Annotated in this window: 28 protein-coding genes; 18 read left to right on the forward strand and 10 right to left on the reverse strand. The window is 57.5% G+C overall.

The window, feature by feature from the left end; translation table 11 throughout:
* Positions 1-22: 22 nt before the first annotated feature.
* The 6 genes from flhB to AC2TEM_RS13015 form a co-directional block, all read right to left on the reverse strand.
* Positions 23-1,108 carry a flagellar type III secretion system protein FlhB gene (flhB, locus tag AC2TEM_RS12990; RefSeq protein WP_170423327.1) on the reverse strand — a complete coding sequence of 362 codons (1,086 nt, stop codon included), beginning with the start codon at positions 1,106-1,108 and terminating at the stop codon, positions 23-25.
* Positions 1,105-1,878, reverse strand: coding sequence for a flagellar biosynthetic protein FliR (locus tag AC2TEM_RS12995; RefSeq protein ID WP_170423329.1), 774 nt, complete (start codon positions 1,876-1,878; stop codon positions 1,105-1,107). Before AC2TEM_RS12995 ends, flhB begins: the two co-directional genes overlap by 4 nt.
* Complete coding sequence (flhA, locus tag AC2TEM_RS13000; protein WP_170423331.1) at positions 1,875-3,962, reverse strand: flagellar biosynthesis protein FlhA; 2,088 nt, start codon at positions 3,960-3,962, stop codon at positions 1,875-1,877. Before flhA ends, AC2TEM_RS12995 begins: the two co-directional genes overlap by 4 nt.
* Before the next feature lie 9 nt (positions 3,963-3,971).
* Positions 3,972-4,649, reverse strand: coding sequence for a lytic transglycosylase domain-containing protein (locus tag AC2TEM_RS13005; protein ID WP_170423333.1), 678 nt, complete (start codon positions 4,647-4,649; stop codon positions 3,972-3,974).
* Between the two features lie 72 nt (positions 4,650-4,721).
* Complete coding sequence (locus AC2TEM_RS13010) at positions 4,722-5,150, reverse strand: Lrp/AsnC family transcriptional regulator (RefSeq protein WP_170423335.1); 429 nt, start codon at positions 5,148-5,150, stop codon at positions 4,722-4,724.
* A gap of 56 nt (positions 5,151-5,206) precedes the next feature.
* On the reverse strand, positions 5,207-6,526 hold the full coding sequence (locus AC2TEM_RS13015; protein ID WP_480856238.1) for an MFS transporter: 1,320 nt from the start codon (positions 6,524-6,526) through the stop codon (positions 5,207-5,209).
* A 143-nt stretch (positions 6,527-6,669) separates the two neighbouring features.
* Here AC2TEM_RS13015 and AC2TEM_RS13020 point away from each other — a divergent pair, with 143 nt between their 5' ends.
* The 7 genes from AC2TEM_RS13020 to AC2TEM_RS13050 all read left to right on the forward strand — a co-directional run bounded on the left by AC2TEM_RS13020 (position 6,670) and on the right by AC2TEM_RS13050 (position 11,449).
* Complete coding sequence (locus AC2TEM_RS13020; RefSeq protein ID WP_170395306.1) at positions 6,670-7,284, forward strand: ribonuclease D; 615 nt, start codon at positions 6,670-6,672, stop codon at positions 7,282-7,284.
* Positions 7,281-8,243: a KpsF/GutQ family sugar-phosphate isomerase gene (locus tag AC2TEM_RS13025; protein ID WP_170423339.1), complete on the forward strand. Its 963-nt coding sequence runs from the start codon at positions 7,281-7,283 to the stop codon at positions 8,241-8,243. The genes AC2TEM_RS13020 and AC2TEM_RS13025 overlap by 4 nt, the downstream gene beginning before the upstream one ends.
* 4 nt (positions 8,244-8,247) lie before the next feature.
* A complete protein-coding gene (locus tag AC2TEM_RS13030) occupies positions 8,248-8,856 on the forward strand; it encodes an LPS export ABC transporter periplasmic protein LptC (RefSeq protein WP_170408672.1) in 609 nt (202 codons plus the stop codon).
* A 3-nt stretch (positions 8,857-8,859) separates the two neighbouring features.
* The gene (locus tag AC2TEM_RS13035; protein WP_255611996.1) at positions 8,860-9,351 is read left to right on the forward strand and encodes an LptA/OstA family protein; all 492 of its coding nucleotides are present in this window, start codon (positions 8,860-8,862) and stop codon (positions 9,349-9,351) included.
* A complete protein-coding gene (gene lptB, locus AC2TEM_RS13040; protein WP_170423341.1) occupies positions 9,351-10,109 on the forward strand; it encodes an LPS export ABC transporter ATP-binding protein in 759 nt (252 codons plus the stop codon). Before AC2TEM_RS13035 ends, lptB begins: the two co-directional genes overlap by 1 nt.
* 252 nt (positions 10,110-10,361) lie before the next feature.
* Positions 10,362-10,925: a ribosome hibernation-promoting factor, HPF/YfiA family gene (gene hpf, locus AC2TEM_RS13045; RefSeq protein ID WP_039541074.1), complete on the forward strand. Its 564-nt coding sequence runs from the start codon at positions 10,362-10,364 to the stop codon at positions 10,923-10,925.
* Between the two features lie 59 nt (positions 10,926-10,984).
* Positions 10,985-11,449, forward strand: a complete 465-nt coding sequence (locus AC2TEM_RS13050; protein WP_170395318.1) for a PTS sugar transporter subunit IIA — start codon at positions 10,985-10,987, stop codon at positions 11,447-11,449.
* A gap of 70 nt (positions 11,450-11,519) precedes the next feature.
* Here AC2TEM_RS13050 and dalA read toward each other — a convergent pair whose 3' ends face one another.
* Positions 11,520-12,035 (reverse strand): divisome-associated lipoprotein DalA, encoded by a 516-nt coding sequence (gene dalA, locus AC2TEM_RS13055; protein WP_255611997.1) that lies wholly within the window; start codon positions 12,033-12,035, stop codon positions 11,520-11,522.
* A gap of 169 nt (positions 12,036-12,204) precedes the next feature.
* Between dalA and AC2TEM_RS13060 the strand changes: the two genes are divergently transcribed.
* Together AC2TEM_RS13060 and AC2TEM_RS13065 are read left to right on the forward strand one after the other, a co-directional pair.
* Positions 12,205-12,804, forward strand: a complete 600-nt coding sequence (locus AC2TEM_RS13060) for a L,D-transpeptidase (RefSeq protein WP_170395325.1) — start codon at positions 12,205-12,207, stop codon at positions 12,802-12,804.
* Between the two features lie 139 nt (positions 12,805-12,943).
* Entirely contained in the window at positions 12,944-13,126 is a 183-nt protein-coding gene (locus AC2TEM_RS13065) for a hypothetical protein (RefSeq protein WP_010442520.1), read from the forward strand.
* A 76-nt stretch (positions 13,127-13,202) separates the two neighbouring features.
* Here the strand turns inward: AC2TEM_RS13065 and hemH are convergent, their stop codons facing one another.
* Together hemH and AC2TEM_RS13075 are read right to left on the reverse strand one after the other, a co-directional pair.
* The gene (gene hemH, locus AC2TEM_RS13070) at positions 13,203-14,252 is read right to left on the reverse strand and encodes a ferrochelatase (RefSeq protein ID WP_170423342.1); all 1,050 of its coding nucleotides are present in this window, start codon (positions 14,250-14,252) and stop codon (positions 13,203-13,205) included.
* Positions 14,253-14,307: 55 nt separating this feature from the next.
* Positions 14,308-15,138: a methyltransferase domain-containing protein gene (locus tag AC2TEM_RS13075; RefSeq protein ID WP_480856239.1), complete on the reverse strand. Its 831-nt coding sequence runs from the start codon at positions 15,136-15,138 to the stop codon at positions 14,308-14,310.
* Between AC2TEM_RS13075 and AC2TEM_RS13080 the strand changes: the two genes are divergently transcribed.
* The 5 genes from AC2TEM_RS13080 to AC2TEM_RS13100 are packed head-to-tail and all read left to right on the forward strand — an operon-like array spanning position 15,119 to position 18,189.
* A complete protein-coding gene (locus AC2TEM_RS13080) occupies positions 15,119-15,883 on the forward strand; it encodes a double zinc ribbon domain-containing protein (RefSeq protein ID WP_480856240.1) in 765 nt (254 codons plus the stop codon). The two genes, AC2TEM_RS13075 and AC2TEM_RS13080, sit on opposite strands and share 20 nt — an antisense overlap.
* Before the next feature lie 37 nt (positions 15,884-15,920).
* The gene (gene grxC / locus AC2TEM_RS13085) at positions 15,921-16,178 is read left to right on the forward strand and encodes a glutaredoxin 3 (RefSeq protein WP_170395334.1); all 258 of its coding nucleotides are present in this window, start codon (positions 15,921-15,923) and stop codon (positions 16,176-16,178) included.
* A complete protein-coding gene (locus tag AC2TEM_RS13090; RefSeq protein WP_480856241.1) occupies positions 16,178-17,008 on the forward strand; it encodes a carbon-nitrogen hydrolase family protein in 831 nt (276 codons plus the stop codon). The genes grxC and AC2TEM_RS13090 overlap by 1 nt, the downstream gene beginning before the upstream one ends.
* A 14-nt stretch (positions 17,009-17,022) precedes the next feature.
* Positions 17,023-17,463, forward strand: coding sequence for a MarR family winged helix-turn-helix transcriptional regulator (locus tag AC2TEM_RS13095; protein WP_170395340.1), 441 nt, complete (start codon positions 17,023-17,025; stop codon positions 17,461-17,463).
* Positions 17,464-17,499: 36 nt separating this feature from the next.
* Complete coding sequence (locus tag AC2TEM_RS13100) at positions 17,500-18,189, forward strand: hypothetical protein (protein ID WP_480856242.1); 690 nt, start codon at positions 17,500-17,502, stop codon at positions 18,187-18,189.
* Between the two features lie 30 nt (positions 18,190-18,219).
* Here the strand turns inward: AC2TEM_RS13100 and ubiG are convergent, their stop codons facing one another.
* Positions 18,220-18,966 (reverse strand): bifunctional 2-polyprenyl-6-hydroxyphenol methylase/3-demethylubiquinol 3-O-methyltransferase UbiG, encoded by a 747-nt coding sequence (gene ubiG, locus AC2TEM_RS13105; RefSeq protein WP_170423349.1) that lies wholly within the window; start codon positions 18,964-18,966, stop codon positions 18,220-18,222.
* 48 nt (positions 18,967-19,014) lie between these two features.
* On the opposite strand from ubiG, the gene pip reads away from it, so the two are divergent.
* The 4 genes from pip (at position 19,015) to nusA (ending at position 23,165) form a co-directional block, all read left to right on the forward strand.
* Positions 19,015-19,992 (forward strand): prolyl aminopeptidase, encoded by a 978-nt coding sequence (pip, locus tag AC2TEM_RS13110; RefSeq protein ID WP_170423351.1) that lies wholly within the window; start codon positions 19,015-19,017, stop codon positions 19,990-19,992.
* Positions 19,989-20,801: an ABC transporter substrate-binding protein gene (locus tag AC2TEM_RS13115; protein ID WP_170423353.1), complete on the forward strand. Its 813-nt coding sequence runs from the start codon at positions 19,989-19,991 to the stop codon at positions 20,799-20,801. The genes pip and AC2TEM_RS13115 overlap by 4 nt, the downstream gene beginning before the upstream one ends.
* 160 nt (positions 20,802-20,961) lie before the next feature.
* The gene (gene rimP, locus AC2TEM_RS13120) at positions 20,962-21,552 is read left to right on the forward strand and encodes a ribosome maturation factor RimP (RefSeq protein ID WP_010442531.1); all 591 of its coding nucleotides are present in this window, start codon (positions 20,962-20,964) and stop codon (positions 21,550-21,552) included.
* On the forward strand, positions 21,552-23,165 hold the full coding sequence (nusA, locus tag AC2TEM_RS13125; protein WP_170423355.1) for a transcription termination factor NusA: 1,614 nt from the start codon (positions 21,552-21,554) through the stop codon (positions 23,163-23,165). Before rimP ends, nusA begins: the two co-directional genes overlap by 1 nt.
* Positions 23,166-23,171 lie beyond the last annotated feature (6 nt).

Here is a 23,171-nt window from a genome sequence, read left to right on the forward strand (position 1 = left end):
AGGTTGCCCATGCGATCTTGCGTCATCCGACCTGACCCTTCGCTCGTTTGCGCATGGCTTCGGCAAACCGAATAGCAGCTGCAACGGGTCGGTAGTATTCTTCGGTAATTTCCTGTCCGATCCCGACGGTCGCGTGCAATGCGCGTGCTGTTGGTGGATCGGAATGAATAGGAATGCCTGCGTCTCCGGCCGTGGCCCTGATTGTTGCCGCGATTTCATCTACTCCTTTGGCGACGCAAACCGGAGCGCTGCCACTTGCACGCGACCATTTCAGCGCCACCGCATAATGCGTCGGGTTGACGATCACCACATCGGCCTTGGGCACATCCGCCATCATCTGATTGGTTGCTATGTCCTGCGCGCGTTGGCGACGCTGCTGTTTGACGTGCGGATCACCCTCGGAATCCTTGGTTTCATCCTGAATTTCTTTGCGTGACATTCTGTTTTTGCGAAGGTGTTCGGCATGTTGCCACAGATAGTCTATCACGCCGATCGCCAGCGCGATCATTATGACGATAAACAGAAATTGGCTGAGTAAGTTCATCATCAACAGAATTGAGGATCTCGGGGCGGCTGCACTGGCTGTCAGAATCTCGGGCAGGTGGGCGTGCAAAAATAGGGTCAGGCATGTTCCATAGATCAACAATTTAACAAAGCTCTTGGCGAATTCGAACAACCCGCCCCGGCCAAACTTGTTCTTTGCGTTTGAGACGATCGAGATGCGTGAACCGCGTAGTTTCAGCTTTTCCGGCGCGAAGATCAGTGCGCGCTGGGCGATCAGGCTGAGCAACACCGCGACTGCCGGAACGACAAACAACGCGGCGATTGGTGCCATAGTTGATCTCAGAATCCCAGCGACGGTGGATGTCGCGGGTCCGACGGTCAGCAAGCTTGCGAATTGATCTGATTGGTCGATCAAGACCACGAACAGAGCCCCCAGATGCTCTGCTGTGAATTGCCCCGTGAGCAAAAATGCGACGAGCAGTCCCATGTATGCAGCCACCACCGACAGATCATTGGACTTCGCTACCTCGCCTTTTTTTCGGGCTTTTTCCAGCTTTTGCGGGGTCGCCTCAAATGACTTATCACTGTCGTCTGATGCGCTCACCTCAGCCCTCCCAGAGGATTTTGGAGAAAGGCGAACAAAGCGTCAGACCAGGTTGCCAGGATCAATGGTGCCCCGGCGAAAAGCAGGAAAAGGCCTGCGAAAGTGATTGCTGGGGCACCGACAAAAGCGACCATGAGCTGCGGCATGGCGCGGTTAATTACGCCCAGTGCGAGGTTGTAGATCAGCGATGCGATGACAAAGGGCATAGCCAGCGCAAAGGCCAGTCCAAAGCTGTGGGCGACTTGCGCAACGCCCCATTGCGACAGATCAGGCGCAGTTGGAAGCGCGCCCATCGGAAACAGCATGTAGCTGTGGATCACGAACTGCGCTGCACGGATATGAAGGCCAAGCAATACCGCCAGCGCCAAGCCGGCCAGCGTCAGCAGATACCCCATCGCCGGGACAGGCTCTGCGGCCGCTCCGCCCAGGATCTGAGACAAGGATGTCGCTTGCGCCGCGATTGAACCTGCAGTTTGTAGTGCAAGGACAAATAGGCGCAACCCGATGCCGAGCATAAGACCAATCAAGACTTCGATGGTGATTAATCCAATCATTTCGTGAAAGCCCGGCATAACACCCGATGCGGGTATGGCGGGAATGACAATCATTGTGAAAGCAACTGCCACGCCCAGTTTGACCCGCACAGGGACGCTGCGTTCACCAAAGGCCGGTAGCAGCGAAACCAATGCGGACACACGAAGAAATACGGCGAACAGATGCCACAGGTTTTGCCCCAGATGTGGCAAAAGCTCTGACGGGACTGAGATCACGCGGGCACCGTTCCGACCAAGGCGGGGCGCGCCTCAAGCCCGATCTCTTCAAAAGACAGGACGGGGTTGGCGACGCCGCGCGCGTGCATAATGGTCCTGAGCAATCTGCGTCGGCGGGTCGTGGTTACGACCGCCGGGAACAACCCGTGATCTGCTGATTTTGCGACGCTATCGACAACTCCATCGGCCAGCTTATTGAACAGGTTGGGCGGTAGTGCCACGTCGATACCTGCGTTCGCGGCGTCGATCTGGTAGGTGGCAAATGTGTCCTCCCATTCCGGCGCGAGTTGGATCAGAGGGATCGAGCCGTCCTCGCGCTTCATGTCGGCAACCAGTTGAAAGCCCAGCCGCTGGCGGACCAGTTCGCAGATCCCTTCGGGCTGGGTGGTGGTCAATCGTGCTTCGGCCACGCTTTCAAGGATCAGCGCCATGTTTCGGATCGAGACCCGTTCGTCTAGCAACAGCCGCAGAACAGCATGCAGTGTGTCGATCGGCACCTTGTCTGGGATCAATTCGTCCAGCATTTTGCGGTTGGCTTCAGCTCGGGTCGGATCGCTAAGCCGCGTCATCTCGGACAGCAGGCGGCGAAGGGATTTCAGGGTCAAAAGGCGCGAGAAATTCTGTTTGATGATCTCTAGCAGATGGGTCGCCAGAATTTCAGGAGGGGTGACGATGGTGGCCCCATTCAGTGCGGCGACCTCCTGGTCCTTGGGCAATATCCAGCGCGCCGGGGCACCGTAGACGGGTTCGGTCACATCGGTGCCATCAGGTAAAAAGTCGTGCCCGTCCTGTAGCAGCGCGAGCACAAGTTCAGAATTCAGAACACCACGCGCCTGTTCGACCCCTTGTACTTTGATCACATAAGTTCCGGTCGGAAGATCGGCGCGGTCAGTCAATCGAATTTCGGGCAGGATAAGCCCAAAGCTTGAGGCGACATAGGTCCGCATGCTGGCGATCCGCGCGTCAAGGCCGGTACCGGGGTTCAGCACCATGCTGACCAGATCAGGGGCGAATTCCAAGTGAACGTCGTCGAGGTCCAGGATATCACCGATAGCCTGCGAGACCGGAGTATCAGACTCGGCCTCGGGGGTCTGAGCCTCTGCCTCGCTGGCGTTGCGTTGTCTGAGGCCTGAATAAGCCGCATAGCCCAGCACCCCGGCCCCAAGAATGAACGGTAAGAACGGCAAACCGGGCACCAGGGCGAACAGCACCATCAGAACCGCTACGGTGCCCAACGCCGCCGGGTGGCGTCCAAGTTGCGAGAAGAGCGCATTGTCGGTTGCACCCTGCGTACCGCCACGCGCCAACAACAAGGCGGACGCAATCGAGATGATCACTGCTGGTATCTGTGACACCAACCCGTCCCCAACGGTCAGAATTGCATAGGTTTCGAAGGCGGACGATACCGGCATCCCATGCACGATGACCCCCATGACCAATCCCATCACGAGGTTGAGAAGTGTGATCAGCAACCCGGCAATCGCATCGCCTTTGACGAATTTCGACGCGCCGTCGAGCGAACCAAAAAAGGTGGTTTCCTGCTGCTCGCGCTCGCGCCGTTCTTTGGCTTGCTGGTGATCGATGGCTCCAGCCGACATGTCACTGTCGATGGCCAACTGTTTGCCTGGCATCCCGTCCAGCGCGAACCGGGCACCCACTTCGGCCATGCGGGCAGCACCCTTTGTGATGACCATGAAGTTCACGATCAGCAGAACGCCAAACACCACAAGGCCCAGAAAGATGCTGCCGCCCATGACAAACTGGGCGAAACCTTCGATCACGTCACCAGCGGCGTTGGTGCCGGTGTGCCCCTGACCGATGATCAGCTTGGTTGAGGACACGTTCAGCGACAAGCGCAACATCAGTGAGGCCAGCAGGATCGTCGGGAAGGATGAGAAATCCAGTGGCCGTTCGATGAACAGCGTCAATGTGAAGATCAGTATCGCCAGCGCAAAGGATGCCGCCAGCCCCACGTCCAGTACCCAGGCTGGCATGGGCAGGATCATCATCACGATGACCGCCATCAGCGCCAGCGCCAGCAATATGGTCGGAGAGAACAAGGTGCGCGGATCGATACGGGGCACTATCTGCTCCTAATTGAAAGCGATAAAGGCGGTGGCTGTAGAGGTTTCGGGAACCAGTGACCCCAGCGCGTTCTGGCCGACCGGATGAGCGTTCAGCGGGATGAGCGGACTGGCAGATGCTGTGAATGGATCGCGTTCGTGGGCTGTGCCCGAGCCATCCAGCTGCGCCAGGACGGTCTGAAAACGATCAGAATATGAGGCCGCAAGGTGCTGCGTGCGCGAGTGGTAGGCCCCGGCAGCGGCAGGCCATGATCCAAGTTCCGCATAAAGCTGGGCCAGAAACCGTGCTGCATAGGTTGCGTTTTCATCCGGATCGAACATCGCGTCGATCGAGCGAAAAGCCTTACCATGCCAACGATAATTGATCTGAAAGCAACCGACATCAAAGCTGCGTACACCGGATTTGAAGATGTCGAACACGTAAGACTTTGCCTCAACCTCGGAGGCAAACCAATATCCCTGTCCTTCACGATTGACGGTCCATGGCCAGGGTTCCAGTAATCCGTTCTGCGTGCGGCCTGTTTCTACGCGGGCAATTGCCTTGAGAACATCGAGCGGGACGCCTTCGGCCTGCGCAGCCCGCCGGGCCGCTTGATCACACAGCGCCGATGTTGGCGATGCGTATCCGGCCTGCGCCAGAAGGGCCTGCGCCAAGAGCGCGGAAACTAGTAGGTTTTGAGTTGGCATTCTGCCGGTCCGGAATTCTAATCAGTCCGGGCCAAGTTAACCAATCATCTGTTTACAGAGAGTTAGCGCGCCTTAGTTTCGATCAATCTTTCGGCCAAAAACCACACTGGTGTTGGTACGCAATACGCCGGGGATGCGCGCAAGTTCGTCGACCAGAATATCAAGATCATCGATCCGTGGCGCTTCGGCGGAAAGCAGCAGGTCAAATTCGCCATTGATTGACAAACACAGTTTGACCTCGGGATAAGCTTCAAGACGCTTGATGATACGTGTGGTTTCTTTCTGCTGCACTTCAAGCAGAACGATGATCTGAACGCGTGGCGTATCTTCGGTTTCGCGCAGGACGACCGAGTAACCAGCGATGACGCCCCGCTCTTCCATTCGATTGATGCGTTCATGCACCGTTGTCCGCGCGACGCCAAGTGTTGTTGCAATGCGGGTCGTCGAGTCGCGCGCATTGTGCTGTAAGGCGGCGATGATGCGTCGGTCAAGCTGGTCCATTGCGGCTCCGGGTTCAGGAAACTTCGCCTCGGTTTAGGGTAGTTTGGTGTTCGGGCTCAAGGCTGGTGCGGATAACGGGGATGCAGTTCATCAATGATGATCGGATGCGCATGAGGTTTCGGCCCAGACAGGTGGGGGTGATCCTGTGGGAGGTCAGGATGGTGATGGACCACCGCATTGTCTTCGCGCCGTGGCCAGGCAATGAGCACAAGAACCAGACCCAGAATCGCGGCAGTTACCATTCCGGCCATCGCCACAGTTGCGCCAAATCGGGTCATCAGCCACCCGGCCAGGGGATAAAGCACTAGCCAGCAAGCATGAGACAGAGTGAACTGTGCGGCAAACACAGCGGATCGATCTTCGGGGTGGGCGGATCGGGTCAGCAGGCGGCCAGAGGGCGTCAACGTGCTGGAGTATCCAAAGCCGACCAATAGCCAGGTCGTTGTCAATAAGCCCAGCGTCATCGGTAGGGTGGCAGATAGCAGCGCCGCTGCTGCCATGGTGCCCGTCGCCAATGATGCACCTCCCAGCATGACGCGACGCTCTGGAATGTGATCAAGAAGGCGTGGCAGTGCAAATGCCGCGAGCATCGAACCGCCACCGAACCCGGCCAGCGCGACGGCAACGGCGCTTTCAGAAAGACCAAGATCGCCGCGCACGATCACGACCGTGTTGACGATGACCATCGAACTGAGCGCGGCCGCGCTCCAACTCAGCGCCAGCAGCCCCCGCAGGCGCGGGGTTTTAAGATAAATTCGAATGCCGCGCGTGGTGCGGTCATAGATGCCACGCGGCTGGGAGGGTTTGGGTGAGGGCAGGGTTGCAGACACCACAAGCAAGGCCGAGGCGACAAAACCGACACAGGTGCCCAAAAACAGGCTGTCGAAACTGACGAACAGCAGCAAGGTGGCGGCCAGCATCGGGCTCAGCAGGCTTTCCAGATCATAAGCCAGCCGCGACAGGGACAGGGCTTTGGTATAGTCCTGTTCGTTGGTCAGCACATCCGGGATGGTGGCCTGAAACGCGGGTGTAAATCCGGCTGAGGCGGATTGCAGCACAAAGATCAGCACGTAGACCTGCCAGATTTCGGACACGAAAGGCAGGCAGAGCGCAACCACAGCGCGCACCAGATCCAGTGCAACCAGCATCCGGCGACGATCTAGCCGCTCGGCAAAGGCAGCAGCAAGCGGGGCAACGGTGACATAGGCGATCATTTTGATCGTCAGAGCGGTACCAAGAACCAACCCTGCGGACTCTCCGGCCAGATCAAAAGCCAACAGCCCAAGGGCCACCGTCGCCAACCCGGTTCCGGTCAGTGCCACGACCTGCGCGGCCAACAGGTGTCTGTAGGTACGGTTTTTCAGGATGCTGAGCATTGTCGGAATTTCTCAATCGCGGTGTCGCATCCATAGTTCTCGTGTTGGCCATAAGGTCAAGGGTGCCGCTTTTCCAAGGACGGCGTTGAGTTTGCGGACCAAACCGCCTATCTCGGGGCCGAAAGCGCACAAAGGACATTTCCGTGGCGAACCATCTGTATAAAAATGACCTGCCGGACGGGTTGGATTTGGGCCCCACCGTGGCCATTGACTGCGAAACCATGGGGTTGAACCCGCATCGAGATCGCCTGTGCGTGATCCAGATGTCAGGAGGGGACGGCAACAGCCATATCGTTCAGGTCGAGATTGGGCAGACGCAGGCGCCGAACCTCTGTGCGATGCTGGAAAATCCGAATGTTTTGAAGCTGTTCCACTTTGGCCGCTTCGATATTGCTGCGATGTATCACACCTTCGGCGCTTTGGCCGCCCCGGTCTATTGCACCAAGATCGCCAGCCGTTTGGTGCGCACCTATACTGATCGTCATGGTCTTAAGAATCTGTGTCAGGAACTGATTGGCGTCGATATCTCGAAGCAGCAGCAGATGAGCGATTGGGGCGCTGAAACGCTGACTGATGCCCAGTTGGACTATGCGGCATCGGATGTTTTGTACCTGCACCAACTGCGGGATGCACTGGACGGACGTCTGGCCCGCGAAGGCCGCACCGAAATGGCGCAGGCGTGTTTTGACTTCCTGCCAATGCGTGCGAAGCTTGACCTCGCAGGCTGGCCCGAAACCGATATTTTTGCGCATTCATGACTGATACCGAAGCATTCCTCAGAACCGCCCGGCAGGTTGTCACCGACGAAGCCCGTGCGCTGGATGTCCTGGCCGATGGCTTGGACGAGCACTTCGCCGAGGCCGTACAGCTGATCCTGCAAGCCACTGGCCGCATCATCATCAGTGGTATCGGCAAATCCGGCCATATTGGCCACAAGATCGCGGCGACTCTGGCCAGCACTGGTACGCCCGCCTATTTTGTCCATCCCGCCGAAGCCAGCCATGGTGATTTGGGCATGGTCTCGAAAGGCGATGTGGTCCTTGCGATCTCGAACTCAGGTGAAGCGCCGGAACTGGCGAACTTGCTGGCCTTTACGCGTCGCTTTGGAATTCCGCTGATCGGGTTGTCGAGCAAGCCGGAAAGCACCTTGATGAAACAGGCGGATGTGCATCTGCTTATCCCGTCACTGGGAGAGGCCTGTGGTTTTGGGATGGTGCCTTCAATCTCGACGACGCTGACACTGGCGATGGGCGACGCGCTGGCGATTGCGCTGATGAAGTACCGGGATTTCAAACCCGAAGATTTCCGCGCTTACCACCCCGGTGGAAAGTTGGGGGCGCAACTGTCAACTGTGCGTGATCTGATGCATGAAGATTTGCCCTTGGTGACCGCTGGCACCCCGATGAGCGAGGCGCTGCTGGTCATGAGTCAGAAGAGCTTTGGTGTTGTGGGAGTCACTGATCATGCAGGTCGTTTGCTGGGTATTGTGACCGATGGCGACCTGCGCAGGAACATGGACGGACTGTTGAGCAAAAACACCGAAGAGGTGATGACCGAAAACCCAATGACCATTGCGCCAAGTGCCATGGCGGAGGAGGCGGTTGCAATCATGAACGATCGCAAGATCACGTCACTCTTTGTGGTTGATCCTGACACAAATGGCCCAGCTTTGGGTCTGCTGCACATACATGACTGTCTGCGTGTAGGATTGGGTTAGAAAGATGGCTGAAGTTGATCGCCATTCCCGATGGGTGCAGTTCCTGAAGGTACTGTTACCGCTTGTGGCGATTTTGTTGCTGTCTTCTGTCTTTCTTCTTTCTCGCAGCGTCGACACCAATGTCTCGGTGCCGTTCAGTGATCAGGATATTGACGACCGGCTGACAGACCAGGTGGTCACGCGGCCCGACTATAAAGGTGTCACCCGCAAGGGCGAGGAAATCCGCGTCGAAGCCCGAAGGGCCAGTCAGGGTGGCGATGGCGACACACCGACGGCAGCCGAAGTGCAGGGCCGCTTTGGACTAAGCAATGGGGGCGAGATCACACTCGAATCCAACACAGGCATCATCAGGCCAGACAAGGGTACTGCAACGTTTGCAGGGGATGTGGTCATCACCACCAGAGACGGCATCCAGGTCACCACCGACCTGTTGAATACGTCGCTGGATGAAATACGTGGTGATAGCCCTGGACAGATTGACGGAACCGGTCCGATTGGCGACTTTACTGCCGGAAGAATGGTGTTTGGGACCGAAAAAAAGGACGGTCCGGTTCATATTCTTTTTACAGGCGGCGTGAAGTTGATATATGAGCCGCAAAAAGCAGAAAGATAACTTGTGTTCGATTTACGTGTCGCCTTTTTGTGTCTAGCCGTGGCTGTCGGAGCCACACCTGTTTCTGCACAAGAGGCTCAGGTGGCGTTCGGCTCGGTCAATGCCGACCCGACGCTGCCGGTCGAGGTGACGTCCGAGACATTGAACGTGAATCAGGAAGATGGATCGGCCGAGTTTATCGGCAACGTCATTGTCATCCAGGGCGAGATGCGCCTGACGGCAGACCGGGTTCTTGTCATCTATAACGAAGAACGCTCGGCCATCGAACGGATGGAGGCCACCGAAAACGTGGTTCTGGTCAGTCCGCCCGACGCAGCCGAGGGCGATTGGGCAGAATACACCATCGATTCCGGCGTGATTGAGATGAAGGGCAACGTGTTGCTGACGCAGGGCCCAAGTATCATCAGCGGCGACGAGATGATTGCAAATCTGACGACGGGAACTGCGACGATGTCAGGGCGTGTCAAAACCATTCTGCAACAAGGTGGCAACTGATGAACCAGCCCGAACTCTCCATCGCTGAAGGTTCTTCCGGTCTGAAGATCGAAAAGCTACGAAAGTCTTATCGCAAGAAGACCGTCATTCGCGATGTGTCCATGGAATTGAACCGCTCCGAGGTCGTGGCGTTGCTAGGCCCGAACGGATCGGGCAAGACCACCACTTTTTATTCTGTCGCGGGTCTGGTTTTCCCCGAAGCAGGCACGGTCACGATTGATGGGCAGAGCGTCACGACCCTGCCGATGTATCGTCGTGCCCGGATGGGGATCGGATATCTACCGCAGGAGATGTCGATTTTCCGCGGGATGAGCGTTGAAGACAACATCGCTTCGGTTCTAGATATCACGGTTAAACATGCCCATCGCCGCAAGGAGCGGCTGGAAGAGCTGCTATCGGACTTTTCCATCGAACACCTGCGCCGAGCGCCTGCATTGGCATTGTCCGGCGGGGAACGCCGAAGGGTCGAAATTGCGCGCTGTCTGGCCGCCGATCCGAAATATCTGCTGTTGGACGAACCATTTGCGGGTGTCGATCCGATCAGTGTCGGTGATATCCGGCATCTGGTGGCCGATCTGAAAAAGCGTGGCATCGGAGTACTGATCACGGATCATAACGTCCGGGAAACGCTGGAGATTGTGGATCGGGCTTATATCTTGCATGACGGCCAGGTTTTGATGTCAGGCACGCCCGATGAAGTTGTCGAAAACGAAAATGTTCGCCGGGTCTATCTGGGTGAAAACTTCCGTATTTCATAAGGTTGTGCGGAGATGCGCCTGATGCATGACGGAAATCACGTATATACACACCTGTTTTGATTGACTCTTCCCTCACCTCTTGGCTCAATTGGCATATGGCATTTCTTCGGTTCCAAACTGGATCTCGATCTCCCTTCGTTGAAGGGCCGGGCCAACGGCAACCGCAGAACATGCCGATACCCCCCACCCGATAAAAACAAGTCAGTCGCGTTACACGACGTCAGAATGGGTGTGAATTGTGAAGGAGATCACATGCGTTACCAAATCAGCGGAAAACAGATCGACATCGGTGCGGCCCTGCAGACCCATGTGCAGACCGAACTGGGCGAGGTCGTGGGCAAATATGCCCAGCGGCCTACAGACGCCAACGTCGTCTTTTCCCGTTCGGCGCATGAATATGTATGCGAAACCACCGTGCATCTGTCGACCGGCCTGACCGCACAGGCCAAGGCGCACGCGACCGAGATTTACGCGGCATTCGAAGGCTGCTGCGACAAGATGGAGACACAACTGCGGCGCTATAAGCGCCGCCTGAAAGACCACCACAAGGATCGGTCCGAGCCGGTTGAACTCTTTGGCGCGTCCTCTTATATCCTCGCCTCTGACGAATCGGAGACGGCAGACGAACCCGAATCGCTGCAGCCCATGATCGTGGCTGAGATGGAAACCAAGATCCCATCGCTCAGTGTTGGTGAAGCCGTCATGCAGATGGAACTCGCTGGTGCTCCGGTACTGGTGTTCCGAAATGAGAACAAGGACGGATTGAATGTCGTTTATCGCCGCGAGGACGGCAATATCGGTTGGATCGATCCGTAACAGGCAAGACTAATCGGCCTGCCCCCGAATAGCTGGGGGCACGGCTTAGGAGCAAAATGATGGAGCTTTCGAGCATTCTAAAGCCAGAAGCGGTGCGTGTACTGTCCGCTGCTTCCAGCAAGAAGCGTTTGTTTCAGGAAATTGGCGATGTGGGCGCCGCGACGCTTGGGCTGGATGCTCAGACGATCGTAGACAGCCTGCTTGAGAGGGAGAGCCTTGGCCCAACTGGTGTTGGACATGGTGTTGCACTTCCGCACGCACGGCTTTCCGAACTAGAATCGGTTTCGGGTGTGTTTGTCATGCTGGAAAAGCCCATCGACTTCGGCTCGGTCGATCGTCAGCCGGTCGATTTGGCGTTTTCCCTGTTTGCGCCAGAAGAGGCGGGGGTTGAACACCTTAAGGCGCTGGCGTTGGTCTCGCGCACGCTGCGCGAGCAATCGGTCTGCGCCAAGCTGCGGGCCAACCCTGACCCGGTAAAGCTGTATGCCATTCTGACTGAAGCGCAATCGATGCAAGCTGCCTGATTGGCCCACTTATCAACAAAAAAAGCCCCCGATTTGTCGGGGGCTTTTTTTGTTTCTTTATCTGGCGTGATCAGCCGCCGGATCCCATCTCCAGCGTCCACCAGATCTTGCCACCGCCTTCTTGGTGCCAGGCGAATCCCATCTGGGTGGCGCGCGGGTCCATGATCACGGCACGAGGACCGGGTTCCTGCATCCATGCGGCCAGCGTTTCGGTCTCGGTCTCAAAGGTTTCCGAGATCGCTTCACCCAGGAATGTACCGAAGTAACCGGCGCGCGCCGCGCGATCCAACGGAGACGAACCGTCCGAACCGAAATGCCATGGCCGATTCTGTCGCGCCATGTCTTTCGCATGAGTGGCGGCAGCTGCATTCAGTTGCGAGTTCAATTGGACCTGTTGCAGGCCAGATGCCTGCCGCAAGGCATTCACCGAATCCAGCATTCTAAACTGCAGCTTTTCAGGGTTGCCACGAATTTTGTACACGGATGGCAGCGGCCTGCCATCGGCGCCAATAGCGGATGTGCCCGAATCGGTACATGCCGCAAGTGCGACAAAACAAATCGCTAGTAGAGAAAGAATACGTGTCATGATCGGCCTAAATATTGTGTCGAGAAGGGAAATAGCCTGCTTGACCGCCCGGAGCAAACCTACAATGCCCCAACCTTGCGTGATTCTGCCGGTTTGATTTGCGACTGAAGCATTCTGGCCATAAAATGCCTTAGATTTTGCATTTGCTGTTAGCAGAGGACCGATCTCCATGGTCAAGAAACATATTCTTACATCGACGCGCCGGGGATTCCTGGCCGGTGCAACCGCCAGCTTGGCCTCGCCTGCGTTGGCTCAGTATATTCCGGGCGACCCGCTACGCCCCGCCCCGGAACCGGAAGCTCCGGTACGCCGCAATGTGTCGGGATTCCGTGCGCTGGACTGGCAGCCCTATTTTTCGAACACTCGAAACGGTGCTATTCTGGTGGATACCGTATCCAGAGCGCTGCATTATTGGTCAGATGATCAATCCGTATACAAACTGTACCCCTCTTCGGTGCCTCTGACCGAGGAATTGACCCGTCGCGGACGCACCAGTGTCATTCGCAAGGTGGAAGGCCCAAGCTGGTCACCGACGCCATCGATGAAGAAGCGCAACCCTGAATGGCCGGATTATATTCCGCCGGGTCCTGATAACCCGCTGGGAACACACGCTTTATATCTGAGCTGGAAGTACTATCGCATCCATGGCACCCACGATACGCGTAAAATTGGACGCCGGTCGTCGAACGGGTGCATTGGCTTGTTCAACGATGACATCGCCGAACTGTTTTCTATGGCCAAGGTCGGCACGCAAGTGTTGCTAATTTGACGACATTTTCGCGCACGAACCCGCTTGCGGGACAAGTTGCAATTGCAATCCGCCTGCATTGCTGATTAGAAAAACTCACGAGGTAAGTCTTAGATGCGTGGTTTCGCTATTGGGAATCGCGCAAATTCTGGAGGTTAATATGAAGAAACTCGTTCTCGCTGCTGCTCTGACTGCTGCTGCTTCGACCGCATATGCTGGCAACCTGGAAGAGCCGGTTGTTGAAGCACCTGTTGTTGTCGAAGAGACCCAAGGTTCGTCGCAGGGCATCATCCTGCCGCTGATCCTGCTGGTTGTTGTTGCCGCAGCTGTTGCAGCAAGCTAAGTCGACGAGACTTTATGCACTTAAAAGGCGGTGGTGCAAACCACCGCCTTTTTTCGTGTCTGGTGAAAGCGCGCGATTAGTCTAACCAACCACGCAGATTGTCTTCGATCACCTTGCTCAGCGCGGCGATATGCGAATCATCGTCGTTAAGGCAAGGGATATAGGTGAACGATTCACCACCCGCCTCTTCGAAGCTCTCTTTGATCTCTTCGTTGATCTCTTCCAGCGTCTCAATGCAATCGGCAGAGAAGGCAGGTGCGATGACGGCGATGTTCTTCTTACCCTGACGCGCCAGATCAGCCACGTGATCAACGGTGTAGGGCTTCAGCCATTCTTCTGGTCCAAAGCGCGATTGAAAGGTCGAGATCAGCTGATCATCCGTCCATCCCAGACGCTCTTTCAGTAGCCTTGATGTTTTCACGCACTGGCAGTGATAGGGGTCCCCTTGCTGCAAATAGCGCTGGGGCATCCCGTGATACGAGCAGACCAGGACATCCGGTTTTGTCTCCATATCTGCATAGGCGCGCTCGACAGAGCTCGCCAACGCATCGATATAGGCAGGTTCGTCGAAATAGGCCGGAACAGTTCGGCTGGCAGGCTGCCATGTCTCCTTCATCAACGCGCGGAAGAACTGATCATTTGCTGTAGCAGTCGTGGCACCGGCGTATTGCGGGTAGAGCGGGAAGAACAGGATGCGATCACAGCCTTCTTCTACCATCTCTCGGACCTTCGACGGAGTTGAAGGATTGCCGTAGCGCATGCAAAAACCCAGCATCACCCGATCGCCATACCGCTGCTGCATCGCTGCGCGCAGCTTGGCAGTCTGATCTTTGGTGATCGTCATCAACGGGCTTTCGCCCTTATCGTGATTCCAGATTGACTTGTACGCCTCACCCGAACTGAAAGGCCGCTTGGTCAGAATGATGCTTTGCAGAATCGGCTGCCACTTCCACGCCGGGTAGTCGATCACGCGCTTGTCCGACAGGAACTCGTTCAGATACCGCCGCATAGGCCAATAACTGTAGTCATCTGGAGTTCCCAGATTAGCCAGCAGGATGCCGACGCGGCCCATCTTGACCTTGGGATGGTCTGCAGGGGCATGGGTTGGACGAGTGGCATCAAACATTGAAAGCTTCCTGATTTGTGGTGTCTGGCCTGAGATATAGGGAAAAGGCCGGTCGTCAATCGGGCAGTTTGCCCTCATCCGTACCTAGCGCATCAGCCAGCCGCATCTTGGCGGATCCCGGACGCAAAGGTTTGGGTTGGCTGTCATCGGGGGCCCAGCCCGTCAGACAGATCAGTTCAAAGGTTGCCGTCAGGCGGCCCTGTGGCGATGCGTAATGCCCGGCGTAGATGTCCTGCGCTTTGTCAAAAACAGCACGTCGGGTCGCGTGTTTCAGGCGATCGGCCAATGCGTTGGTTTCTCCCATTGCACGCAGATCACGCATCAGATGCAGCAGATCGCGGTATTCCGCAGACAGTGTCGCCTTGTCGGCGACGGGTAAAGCCAGCCCGGCCCGCTGCAGCAGCCCCCCCAGATCACGAAGCTCGGCCATGGGGGCGATGCGGGGGCTGAGACCGCCGGTCTCCTCTATCTCGGCCTGACCCAGAGCGGCGCGCAATTCCTGAAGGGTGTCACCCCCCAAACATACCGCCAGTAGCAATCCATCGGGTTTCATGGCGCGATGGCATTGGATCAGTTGGCCGACCGGGTCGTTTGCCCAATGCAGCGCCATCGCATGTATCACGAGATCATGCGCACCTGGCGTCAAGTCGAGAACATCTTCATCCCCAATCACCCGAGCCTCGGGCCACAACCCCTCCCAGATATGGGGGAAGGGGGTCACGACGGCGGGGGCCTTAAAGGTTTTGTTAACCATGGACAGACGATCCTGCACTTCGTCGACAGCGACATGGTGCAGGAAAAGCGCGTCGTCCCGCGCGCGGCTGCGGTGAAGCGCAAGGACGGCGCGGTCAAACAGAGAGGGTGTAGTGTCGGACGGAAGCTTCATAAGCCGCAAGTATCGCATTCGTCAGGGGATTCAAACCGCTGTCGAGATGATCTACCCACCGCGTTGCCTGTCCTGCGGAGCACTGACCGAATCCGATTTCGGCCTCTGCGGCGCATGCTGGCGCGACACGCCGTTCATCGGTGGCACCGTCTGCGAAAGCTGCGGCATGCCACTTCCCGGCGCGCAAGACGGACACCGGATTGAATGTGATGACTGCCTCAGGGCACCACGCGCGTGGCAGCATGGTCGGGCAGCGTTGCTGTATCAGGGGCGCGCGAAGGCACTCATACTTGCCTTTAAGCACGGGGATCGGCCTGAGTTGGCCCGCCCTGCCGCACGCTGGATGGCTCAAGCCGGGCAAGAGCTGTTGCACCCGAACATGCTGATCGCGCCGGTTCCGCTGCACTGGACCCGGCTGATCAAGCGTCGCTACAATCAATCGGTGCTGCTGGCGGGGCATCTGGGCCGGGAAGCGGAGTTGAGCGTCTGCCCCGATCTTCTGGTACGCACGGTACGCACCCCTGTTCTGGATGGAAAAACTGCGGTTGAGCGATCCCTTGCGCTGTCCAACGCCATATCTCTGCATCGAAAACGTGCACCCATGATCAGAGGCCGGGATATTCTTCTGGTCGATGATGTTATGACCTCGGGTGCGACGTTGGACGCCTGCGCGCGTGTCTGTCGCGCGTCAGGGGCAAATCATATTTTCGTGTTGGTACTGGCGCGCGTTGCCAAGGATACCTAATTCGCCCAAGAATGTGCGAAACCCAAAGGGACGGAATATGAAGCCGGTAGAAATCTACACCTCGCCGCTGTGCGGCTTTTGTCATGCGGCCAAGCGGTTGTTGAAACAGAAAGGCGTCGAATTCAAGGAAATCGACGTGCTGATGCATCCGAAACGCAAACCTGAAATGATCCAGCGCGCGGCAGGAAAACGCACTGTGCCGCAGATTTTTGTGGGCACCACCCATGTTGGTGGGTGCGACGATCTTTACGAGCTTGAACGTCAGGGCAAGCTGGACCGCCTGCTGGCGGCTTGATGAAAACCGCTTTGCTGCAGATCACCGCGTCGGATGATCCGGCTGAGAATCTCGAGATGGTTCGTGCCATGATGGCCCACGCGGCAGCGCAGGGTGCGCAGTTCATTCTGACGCCCGAGGTCACGAATTGCGTCTCCACCAGCACCACACGCCAGCACGAGGTTCTGCAGCACGAAGAAGATGACATTACTTTGGCGGGTCTGTGCGAACAGGCCGCCAAATTGGGTGTCTGGCTACTGATCGGGTCACTTGCGATCAAAACGCATGACTCGGACGGGCGCTTTGCCAACCGTAGCTTCATGGTCAACCCGCAGGGGCAGATCGTGGCGCGGTACGACAAGATTCATATGTTCGACGTGCAGGTCACGGAATCCGAGACCTTTCGCGAATCAAAGAACTACCGTCCCGGTCAGAAAGCGGTGATCGCCGACACCGAATTCGGCAAGGTCGGCATGACCATCTGCTATGACATCCGCTTCCCGCATCTTTACGCCGCGCTGGCGCAGGCGGGGGCACGAATCCTGACTGTCCCGGCGGCTTTTTCACCGGTCACCGGCGCGGCCCACTGGGAAGCGCTGTTGCGGGCACGGGCCATTGAGACAGGCTGCTGGGTGTTGGCCCCGGCCCAGACGGGCGAACATCCGAAGACACGCGGAAAGATCCGTTATACCCACGGCCACAGCATGGTTGTCGCCCCGTGGGGAGAGGTGCTGATCGACGCAGGCACCGATCCGGGCATTCACTTTTTTGATTTGGATGATAGGTCTGTTACAGAGGCGCGACGACGCGTGCCTTCACTAACACATGTCCGCCCCTTTGACGGACCCTGATCCAGAACCGGACCATGACTGACGAAAAAAATGCCCTTGCGGTCACGCTGTTCAGCGAGATCCTGACCGCCGATCAGCTATTGCGCAACCGGCTGAGCCGGGTGCTGCCCAAGGGCATGGAAATCTCGCATTTCTCGGTGCTGAACCATCTGGTGTTTGTCGGCGACGAGCGCACCCCCGCGCAATTGGCCAACACCTTCCACGTGACCCGAGGCGCAATGACCAACACTTTGGCCAAGCTGGAATGGGCCGGTTATATCCACATCCGCCCCGACTGGGACGACGCCCGCCGCAAGATGGTCGCCATCAGCCCCGCAGGCCGACGCGCACGCGATCAGGCGATTTCCTCGATTGCCCCGCTGATCAACCGCGTGGTCGGAGAGCTGGGGCTGGAGCGGGTGCGCAGCACGCTGCCCGTGCTACGGGATTTGCGGTTGCAGTTGGAGGGGGAGTAGGGGCTTTACGCCAACTGCGCTAAAGGATCGTAAAAGATGACGGATGAAATTTGGGTTTCAGACATTACCGTCGGGATGGACCTGCAAAGGCCATTCCGGGCGCTTGTCCCCGATGATTTTCCTGAAGAACCAAGTGAACGCTTCAAGGCCTTCAGGTGGCAACCCGGATCAGGTTATCATGCGAATCTGTATCGTTGGCAGCGCCACGGGGAGCCGCTGGAGCAGCAGGATATCTTGCCGGATTTCTTTCAAGAGGTTGCACCTGAAGATCATGATTTTGAGCCTCACTACGGCAAGTATTCTGCTGTAATCACGTTGTTTGGAATTCTCGCGGTTCGATCAGATGTTGCGGATGTCCTCAAGAACTTCGACTTGGGGCAAGGGGGGCTTTATCCCGTCAACCTATTCGAAAAAGACAAGATCACACCGATTGAGCAGAACTACTCGATCCTGTGGATCGCAAACAAATCAGGCACGCTGAACATTGCTGAGTCAAAAAGTCTTCGACGAGCCCGACCCGACCGGGATGACCTTTTTCGACTTCCTGAATGGAAGGATGCCAAGCCCGGGGACGTTGTCTGCAATGCAGATGCGGCGTCCGGGATCGACATTTGGCGCGACCCGGGCGTACCACATCGCGTTTTTCTAAATGGGCTTCTTAAACAAGCGTTAGACGAAGCTGGGTTTGCTCCAGCATTCAGTTTTCACCGTTTGGCCGTCAAATAGGCAATTGTAAGATGGGTGCAATCGCCCATCCTACCTCGGCTTCACACTCGCCGTCACGTAATTCACGCTCAGATCCCGGTCCGAGATCGACCAGCTCCACAGGATCGGGTTGAACACGAAACCCTTGCGGTCCACCGGCTCCAGCCCGGCCTGACGCAGCAGGTCGAACAGCTCATCGGGGGTGATGAACTTGTTCCACTCATGCGTGCCGCGCGGCAGCCAGCGCATGACGACCTCGGCCCCGAAGATGGCCATCGCATAAGATTTCGGGTTGCGGTTGATGGTCGAGCAGATCAGCAACCCGCCCGGCCTCAGCAAGTGCTGCGATGCGGTCAGAAAACCCAACGGATCGGCCACATGCTCAACCACTTCCATGTTCAGCACCACATCGAACTGTTCGCCTGCGGCGGCCATGTCCTCGGCGGTGGTGTGGCGATAGTCGATCTGCAGCCCGGATTGCTCGGCATGGATGCGCGCGACGGGCAGGTTGCCCTCGGCGGCGTCGGCTCCGACGACCTCGGCCCCAAGGCGCGCCATGGGCTCGCTCAGCAACCCTCCGCCGCAGCCGATATCCAGAAGGCGTAGGCCCTCGAATGGGCGCGGGGCCGTCAGATCCCGGTCAAACTCGCCCGCGATCTGCTGTGTGATATAATCCAGACGGCACGGATTCAGCATGTGCAAAGGTTTGAATTTCCCATGCGGGTCCCACCATTCTGCGGCCATCGCCTCGAATTTTGCGATCTCGGACGGGTCAACCGTGTTCGGATGCGCTTGCATTCCTGTCTCCGTGTGCTCTTTTACGCTTAAGGACTATATAGGGCCGTAATGGATAAGTACCCGGACCAAAAGCGCGCAGTTCAATATCTTTACCCGCCGATCGATCCGTTCGATCAGCGCGTGGTCGATATGGGCGATGGGCACCGTATTTATGTGGAACAATGCGGTAATCCCAATGGGATACCAGTGGTGATCCTGCACGGCGGGCCGGGCGGCGGCTGCAGCCCGGCGATGCGACGGTATTTCAACCCGGATGCCTATCGGGTGATTCTCTTTGATCAGCGCGGATGTGGTCGGTCGCGGCCAACCGCGTCGGTCGAAAACAACACGACATGGCATCTGGTGGCGGATATCGAGCGTCTGCGCAAATTGTTCGACATCGAAGATTGGATCGTCTTTGGCGGTAGCTGGGGCGCGACACTGGCGTTGATCTATGCCCAAACACATCCGGATCGGATAAATCGGCTGGTATTGCGCGGCGTGTTTCTGGCCACACAGGCCGAGCTGGACTGGTTTTATGGCGGTGGTGCGGGCAAATTCTGGCCTGAACAATGGGCCAAGTTCACCTCTCTCTTGCCCGAACATGAAGTAAATGACGCAATTGCGGCCTACAACAAGCGCCTGTTTTCGGGCGACCGCGCGACCGAGATCCTCTATGCCCGCGCGTGGTCGCATTGGGAAAACGCCTTGGCTTCGATCCACACCAACGGGTCGGTCGGGGAAAGCCCCGGCGAATACGCGCGAACTTTTGCGCGGCTTGAGAATCACTATTTCACGAACAAGGCGTTTCTTGAGTATGACGGGCAAATTCTGGATCAGATGGATCGGATTGCCCATATTCCCGGTCATATCGTTCAGGGACGCTATGACATGATCTGCCCACCGCAGGCTGCATGGAACCTGTCCGAGCGCTGGCCCAATGCCGAACTGAAGATGGTGCGGCAAGCCGGTCACGCCCTGTCAGAACCGGGCATCAGCGCGGAACTGGTTCGGATCATGGATCGCGTGTCGGAGGAAACGGTATGACTCGCATCGACCGTCGCGCATTATTTGCCTCGGGCGCCGCCGCCGCTTTGCTGGCGGCGACAGGAGCGTCTCTGGCCGATACGCCGAAACAGGGTGGTACCTTGCGGCTGGCGGTGCCACGCGACAACAGTCTGGAACAGGTGGCGCGAGGGGCTGTCTTTGACAGCCTGACCGAGATCGCGCCCGATGGTACCCTGCGCGGAGAGCTGGCTACAAATTGGCAGACCGATGCTGATGCGCGGGTCTGGAACTTTGATCTGCGCGACGATGCTGTGTTCCACGATGGCACCAAGCTGGACGTGAACGACGTACTGGCTGTTCTGGAAGATATTGGACAGGCCGAGGCCATTGCACCTGATCGTGTGCAGCTGCAATTGGCCGAGGGCAACCCTGGACTACCATTCTTGCTGGCTGGGTCACGGTTTGTCATTGCGCGAGGGGGCGTGACGCCACTGGCTCAGGCCAACGGCACAGGATGCTACCGGGTTGAGCGGGCCGAGGATGAACGTCATTTCCGCGCACGCAGGGTGTCCAATCACTACAAAAGCGGAACGGCAGGATGGGTTGATACGCTTGAGATTATCGTGATCCCGGACGCCGGGGTGCGGGCCGAAGCATTGCGCGATGGATATGTAGATATCGCAGCGCTCCCGGCTGGTGAGGAGCTGACCGCGCAACGCGGGCTGCGATATCATCCGTCTGAGGCCGAGATGGCGTTGGCAATGGCCTCTCATGTCGGTATGCCGCGCCAGATCAGCCGGTCTGCGCTGGATGATGGGCGCATCGCCGAACGGTGGTGGCTGGCGTAAATTTGATCACGATTTGCGCCGGGGGTTGCAGACTCAGGAACTCCTGCGTATATGCAGTTGCAACAGCGGCGCGTCGGACTTCTGGTCCGGGGCTCCACCGGAAAATTAGACGGGCCGCGCGCCCGTTTTTTTGTGCCCGATAGCAGGGTAGAGAACCTGAATGACAAACGACCTGATAGCCAAAGCTGCCATCGACCGGCGACTGGCCGAGATCATCACCCCTGTGATCGAGGATCTGGGGTATGAGCTTGTCCGCATTCGGCTGATGAGCGGCAAGACCACCACGATGCAGATAATGGCAGACAAGCCCGATGGCGGAATCGAAGTGGATGACTGCGCCGAGATTTCCAATGCGGTCAGCGCCACGCTGGATGTCGAAGACCCCATTTTGGACGCCTACACGCTTGAAGTTTCCAGCCCTGGAATTGACCGTCCTCTGACCCGTCTCAAAGATTTTGAGACGTTCGAAGGGTATGAGGCCAAGATCGAAACCGCAGAACTGATCGACGGTCGCCGCCGCTTCAAGGGCGAATTGGCCGGGATCGAAGGGGATGAGGTTCTGATCAACATCCCCGAGGGAGACGAGACCATTACCATCGGTCTGCAATTTGACTGGCTGAGCGACGCCAAGCTGGTTCTGACCGATGACCTGATTAAGGAAATGCTGCGCCAGCGCAAAGACGCTGGTGCCCTGAACGAAAACGCTTTCGACGAGATTGAGACCGAAGGGTCCGAAGAGGAGACGAACTGATGGCAATCACCTCAGCCAACCAGCTGGAGCTGCTGCAGACCGCCGAGGCCGTGGCCCGCGAAAAGATGATCGACCCCGGTCTGGTTGTCGAAGCGATGGAAGAATCGCTCGCCCGTGCCGCCAAGAGCCGTTACGGCGCCGAGATGGACATCCGCGTCAGCATCGACCGCAAGACCGGCAAGGCGACCTTTACCCGTGTCCGCACCGTGGTCGAGGATGAAGAGCTTGAGAACTATCAGGCCGAGATGACCGTCGAGCAGGCCAAGCAGTACATGGAGGCGCCCGAGGTTGGTGACGTCTTCGTTGAAGAAGTCCCGCCCGTGGAAATGGGCCGTATCGCTGCTCAGTCCGCCAAGCAGGTCATCTTGCAAAAGGTTCGCGAAGCCGAGCGTGATCGTCAGTACGAAGAATTCAAGGATCGTGCCGGCACCATCATCAACGGTGCGGTCAAGCGTGAAGAGTTTGGCAATGTGATCGTCGATCTGGGCGGTGCCGAGGCTGTTCTGCGCCGCAATGACAAGATCGGTCGCGAAAGCTATCGCCCGAATGACCGTGTGCGCGCCTATATCAAAGAGGTTCGCCGCGAGGTGCGTGGTCACCAGATCTTCCTGTCGCGCACTGCGCCGGAATTCATGGCCGAGCTGTTCAAGATGGAAGTTCCGGAAATCTATGACGGCATCATCGAGGTCAAGGCCGTTGCTCGTGATCCCGGCTCGCGCGCCAAGATTGCCGTGATTTCTTATGACGGCTCGATTGACCCCGTCGGCGCTTGTGTTGGTATGCGCGGCAGCCGCGTGCAGGCCGTTGTGAACGAGCTGCAGGGCGAAAAGATCGACATCATTCCGTGGAACGAAGATCAGCCGACTTTCCTTGTCAACGCTCTGCAGCCCGCCGAAGTTTCAAAGGTGGTTCTGGACGAAGAAGCCGGCAAGATCGAAGTTGTGGTTCCCGAGGAGCAACTGAGCCTCGCCATTGGCCGTCGTGGTCAGAACGTGCGTCTGGCCAGCCAGCTGACCAATCTGGACATCGACATCATGACCGAAGCCGAAGAATCGGCGCGCCGTCAGAAAGAATTCGAGGCCCGTACCCAGTTGTTCATGGAAACGCTGGATCTGGACGAATTCTTCGCTCAGCTGCTGGTTTCTGAAGGCTTCACCAACCTCGAAGAAGTGGCATACGTTGAAATCGACGAACTGCTGGTCATCGACGGTGTGGATGAAGGAACCGCGCAAGAACTTCAGACACGTGCACGCGAATTCCTGGAAGCTCAGGCCAAGGCGGCGCTGGATGCAGCCCGTGCGCTGGGTGCCGAGGACAGTCTTATTGAATTCGAGGGCCTGACACCCCAGATGGTAGAGGCGCTGGCCAAGGATGATGTGAAGACTCTGGAAGACTTCGCAACCTGCGCCGACTGGGAACTGGCCGGTGGCTGGACCACGGTCGATGGCGAACGCATCAAGGATGATGGTGTACTGGAGCCCTTCGGCGTGACGTTGGAAGAGGCGCAGGATCTGGTCATGACCGCGCGCATCATGCTGGGCTGGGTTGATCCGGCCGAGCTGGAGCAGGCCGAAGAAGACGGTGAAGCAACCGATGAGGAGGTCGAGGCCTGATCTCAG

The organism is Ruegeria sp. HKCCD3925 (genome assembly GCF_057221175.1).

Bases quoted from the DNA above. Each gene is read 5' to 3' on its own strand.
- grxC (WP_170395334.1), top strand. From the start codon at position 15,921: ATGAAGCCGGTAGAAATCTACACCTCGCCGCTGTGCGGCTTTTGTCAT.
- pip (WP_170423351.1), top strand. From the start codon at position 19,015: ATGGATAAGTACCCGGACCAAAAGCGCGCAGTTCAATATCTTTACCCG.
- AC2TEM_RS13095 (WP_170395340.1), top strand. From the start codon at position 17,023: ATGACTGACGAAAAAAATGCCCTTGCGGTCACGCTGTTCAGCGAGATC.
- AC2TEM_RS13065 (WP_010442520.1), top strand. From the start codon at position 12,944: ATGAAGAAACTCGTTCTCGCTGCTGCTCTGACTGCTGCTGCTTCGACC.
- AC2TEM_RS13015 (WP_480856238.1), bottom strand. From the start codon at position 6,526: ATGCTCAGCATCCTGAAAAACCGTACCTACAGACACCTGTTGGCCGCG.
- AC2TEM_RS13005 (WP_170423333.1), bottom strand. From the start codon at position 4,649: ATGCCAACTCAAAACCTACTAGTTTCCGCGCTCTTGGCGCAGGCCCTT.
- AC2TEM_RS13060 (WP_170395325.1), top strand. From the start codon at position 12,205: ATGGTCAAGAAACATATTCTTACATCGACGCGCCGGGGATTCCTGGCC.
- lptB (WP_170423341.1), top strand. From the start codon at position 9,351: ATGAACCAGCCCGAACTCTCCATCGCTGAAGGTTCTTCCGGTCTGAAG.
- rimP (WP_010442531.1), top strand. From the start codon at position 20,962: ATGACAAACGACCTGATAGCCAAAGCTGCCATCGACCGGCGACTGGCC.
- hpf (WP_039541074.1), top strand. From the start codon at position 10,362: ATGCGTTACCAAATCAGCGGAAAACAGATCGACATCGGTGCGGCCCTG.
- nusA (WP_170423355.1), top strand. From the start codon at position 21,552: ATGGCAATCACCTCAGCCAACCAGCTGGAGCTGCTGCAGACCGCCGAG.
- AC2TEM_RS13030 (WP_170408672.1), top strand. From the start codon at position 8,248: ATGGCTGAAGTTGATCGCCATTCCCGATGGGTGCAGTTCCTGAAGGTA.
- AC2TEM_RS13075 (WP_480856239.1), bottom strand. From the start codon at position 15,138: ATGAAGCTTCCGTCCGACACTACACCCTCTCTGTTTGACCGCGCCGTC.
- ubiG (WP_170423349.1), bottom strand. From the start codon at position 18,966: ATGCAAGCGCATCCGAACACGGTTGACCCGTCCGAGATCGCAAAATTC.
- dalA (WP_255611997.1), bottom strand. From the start codon at position 12,035: ATGACACGTATTCTTTCTCTACTAGCGATTTGTTTTGTCGCACTTGCG.
- AC2TEM_RS13010 (WP_170423335.1), bottom strand. From the start codon at position 5,150: ATGGACCAGCTTGACCGACGCATCATCGCCGCCTTACAGCACAATGCG.
- AC2TEM_RS13115 (WP_170423353.1), top strand. From the start codon at position 19,989: ATGACTCGCATCGACCGTCGCGCATTATTTGCCTCGGGCGCCGCCGCC.
- AC2TEM_RS13050 (WP_170395318.1), top strand. From the start codon at position 10,985: ATGGAGCTTTCGAGCATTCTAAAGCCAGAAGCGGTGCGTGTACTGTCC.
- AC2TEM_RS13090 (WP_480856241.1), top strand. From the start codon at position 16,178: ATGAAAACCGCTTTGCTGCAGATCACCGCGTCGGATGATCCGGCTGAG.
- hemH (WP_170423342.1), bottom strand. From the start codon at position 14,252: ATGTTTGATGCCACTCGTCCAACCCATGCCCCTGCAGACCATCCCAAG.
- AC2TEM_RS13100 (WP_480856242.1), top strand. From the start codon at position 17,500: ATGACGGATGAAATTTGGGTTTCAGACATTACCGTCGGGATGGACCTG.
- AC2TEM_RS13025 (WP_170423339.1), top strand. From the start codon at position 7,281: ATGACTGATACCGAAGCATTCCTCAGAACCGCCCGGCAGGTTGTCACC.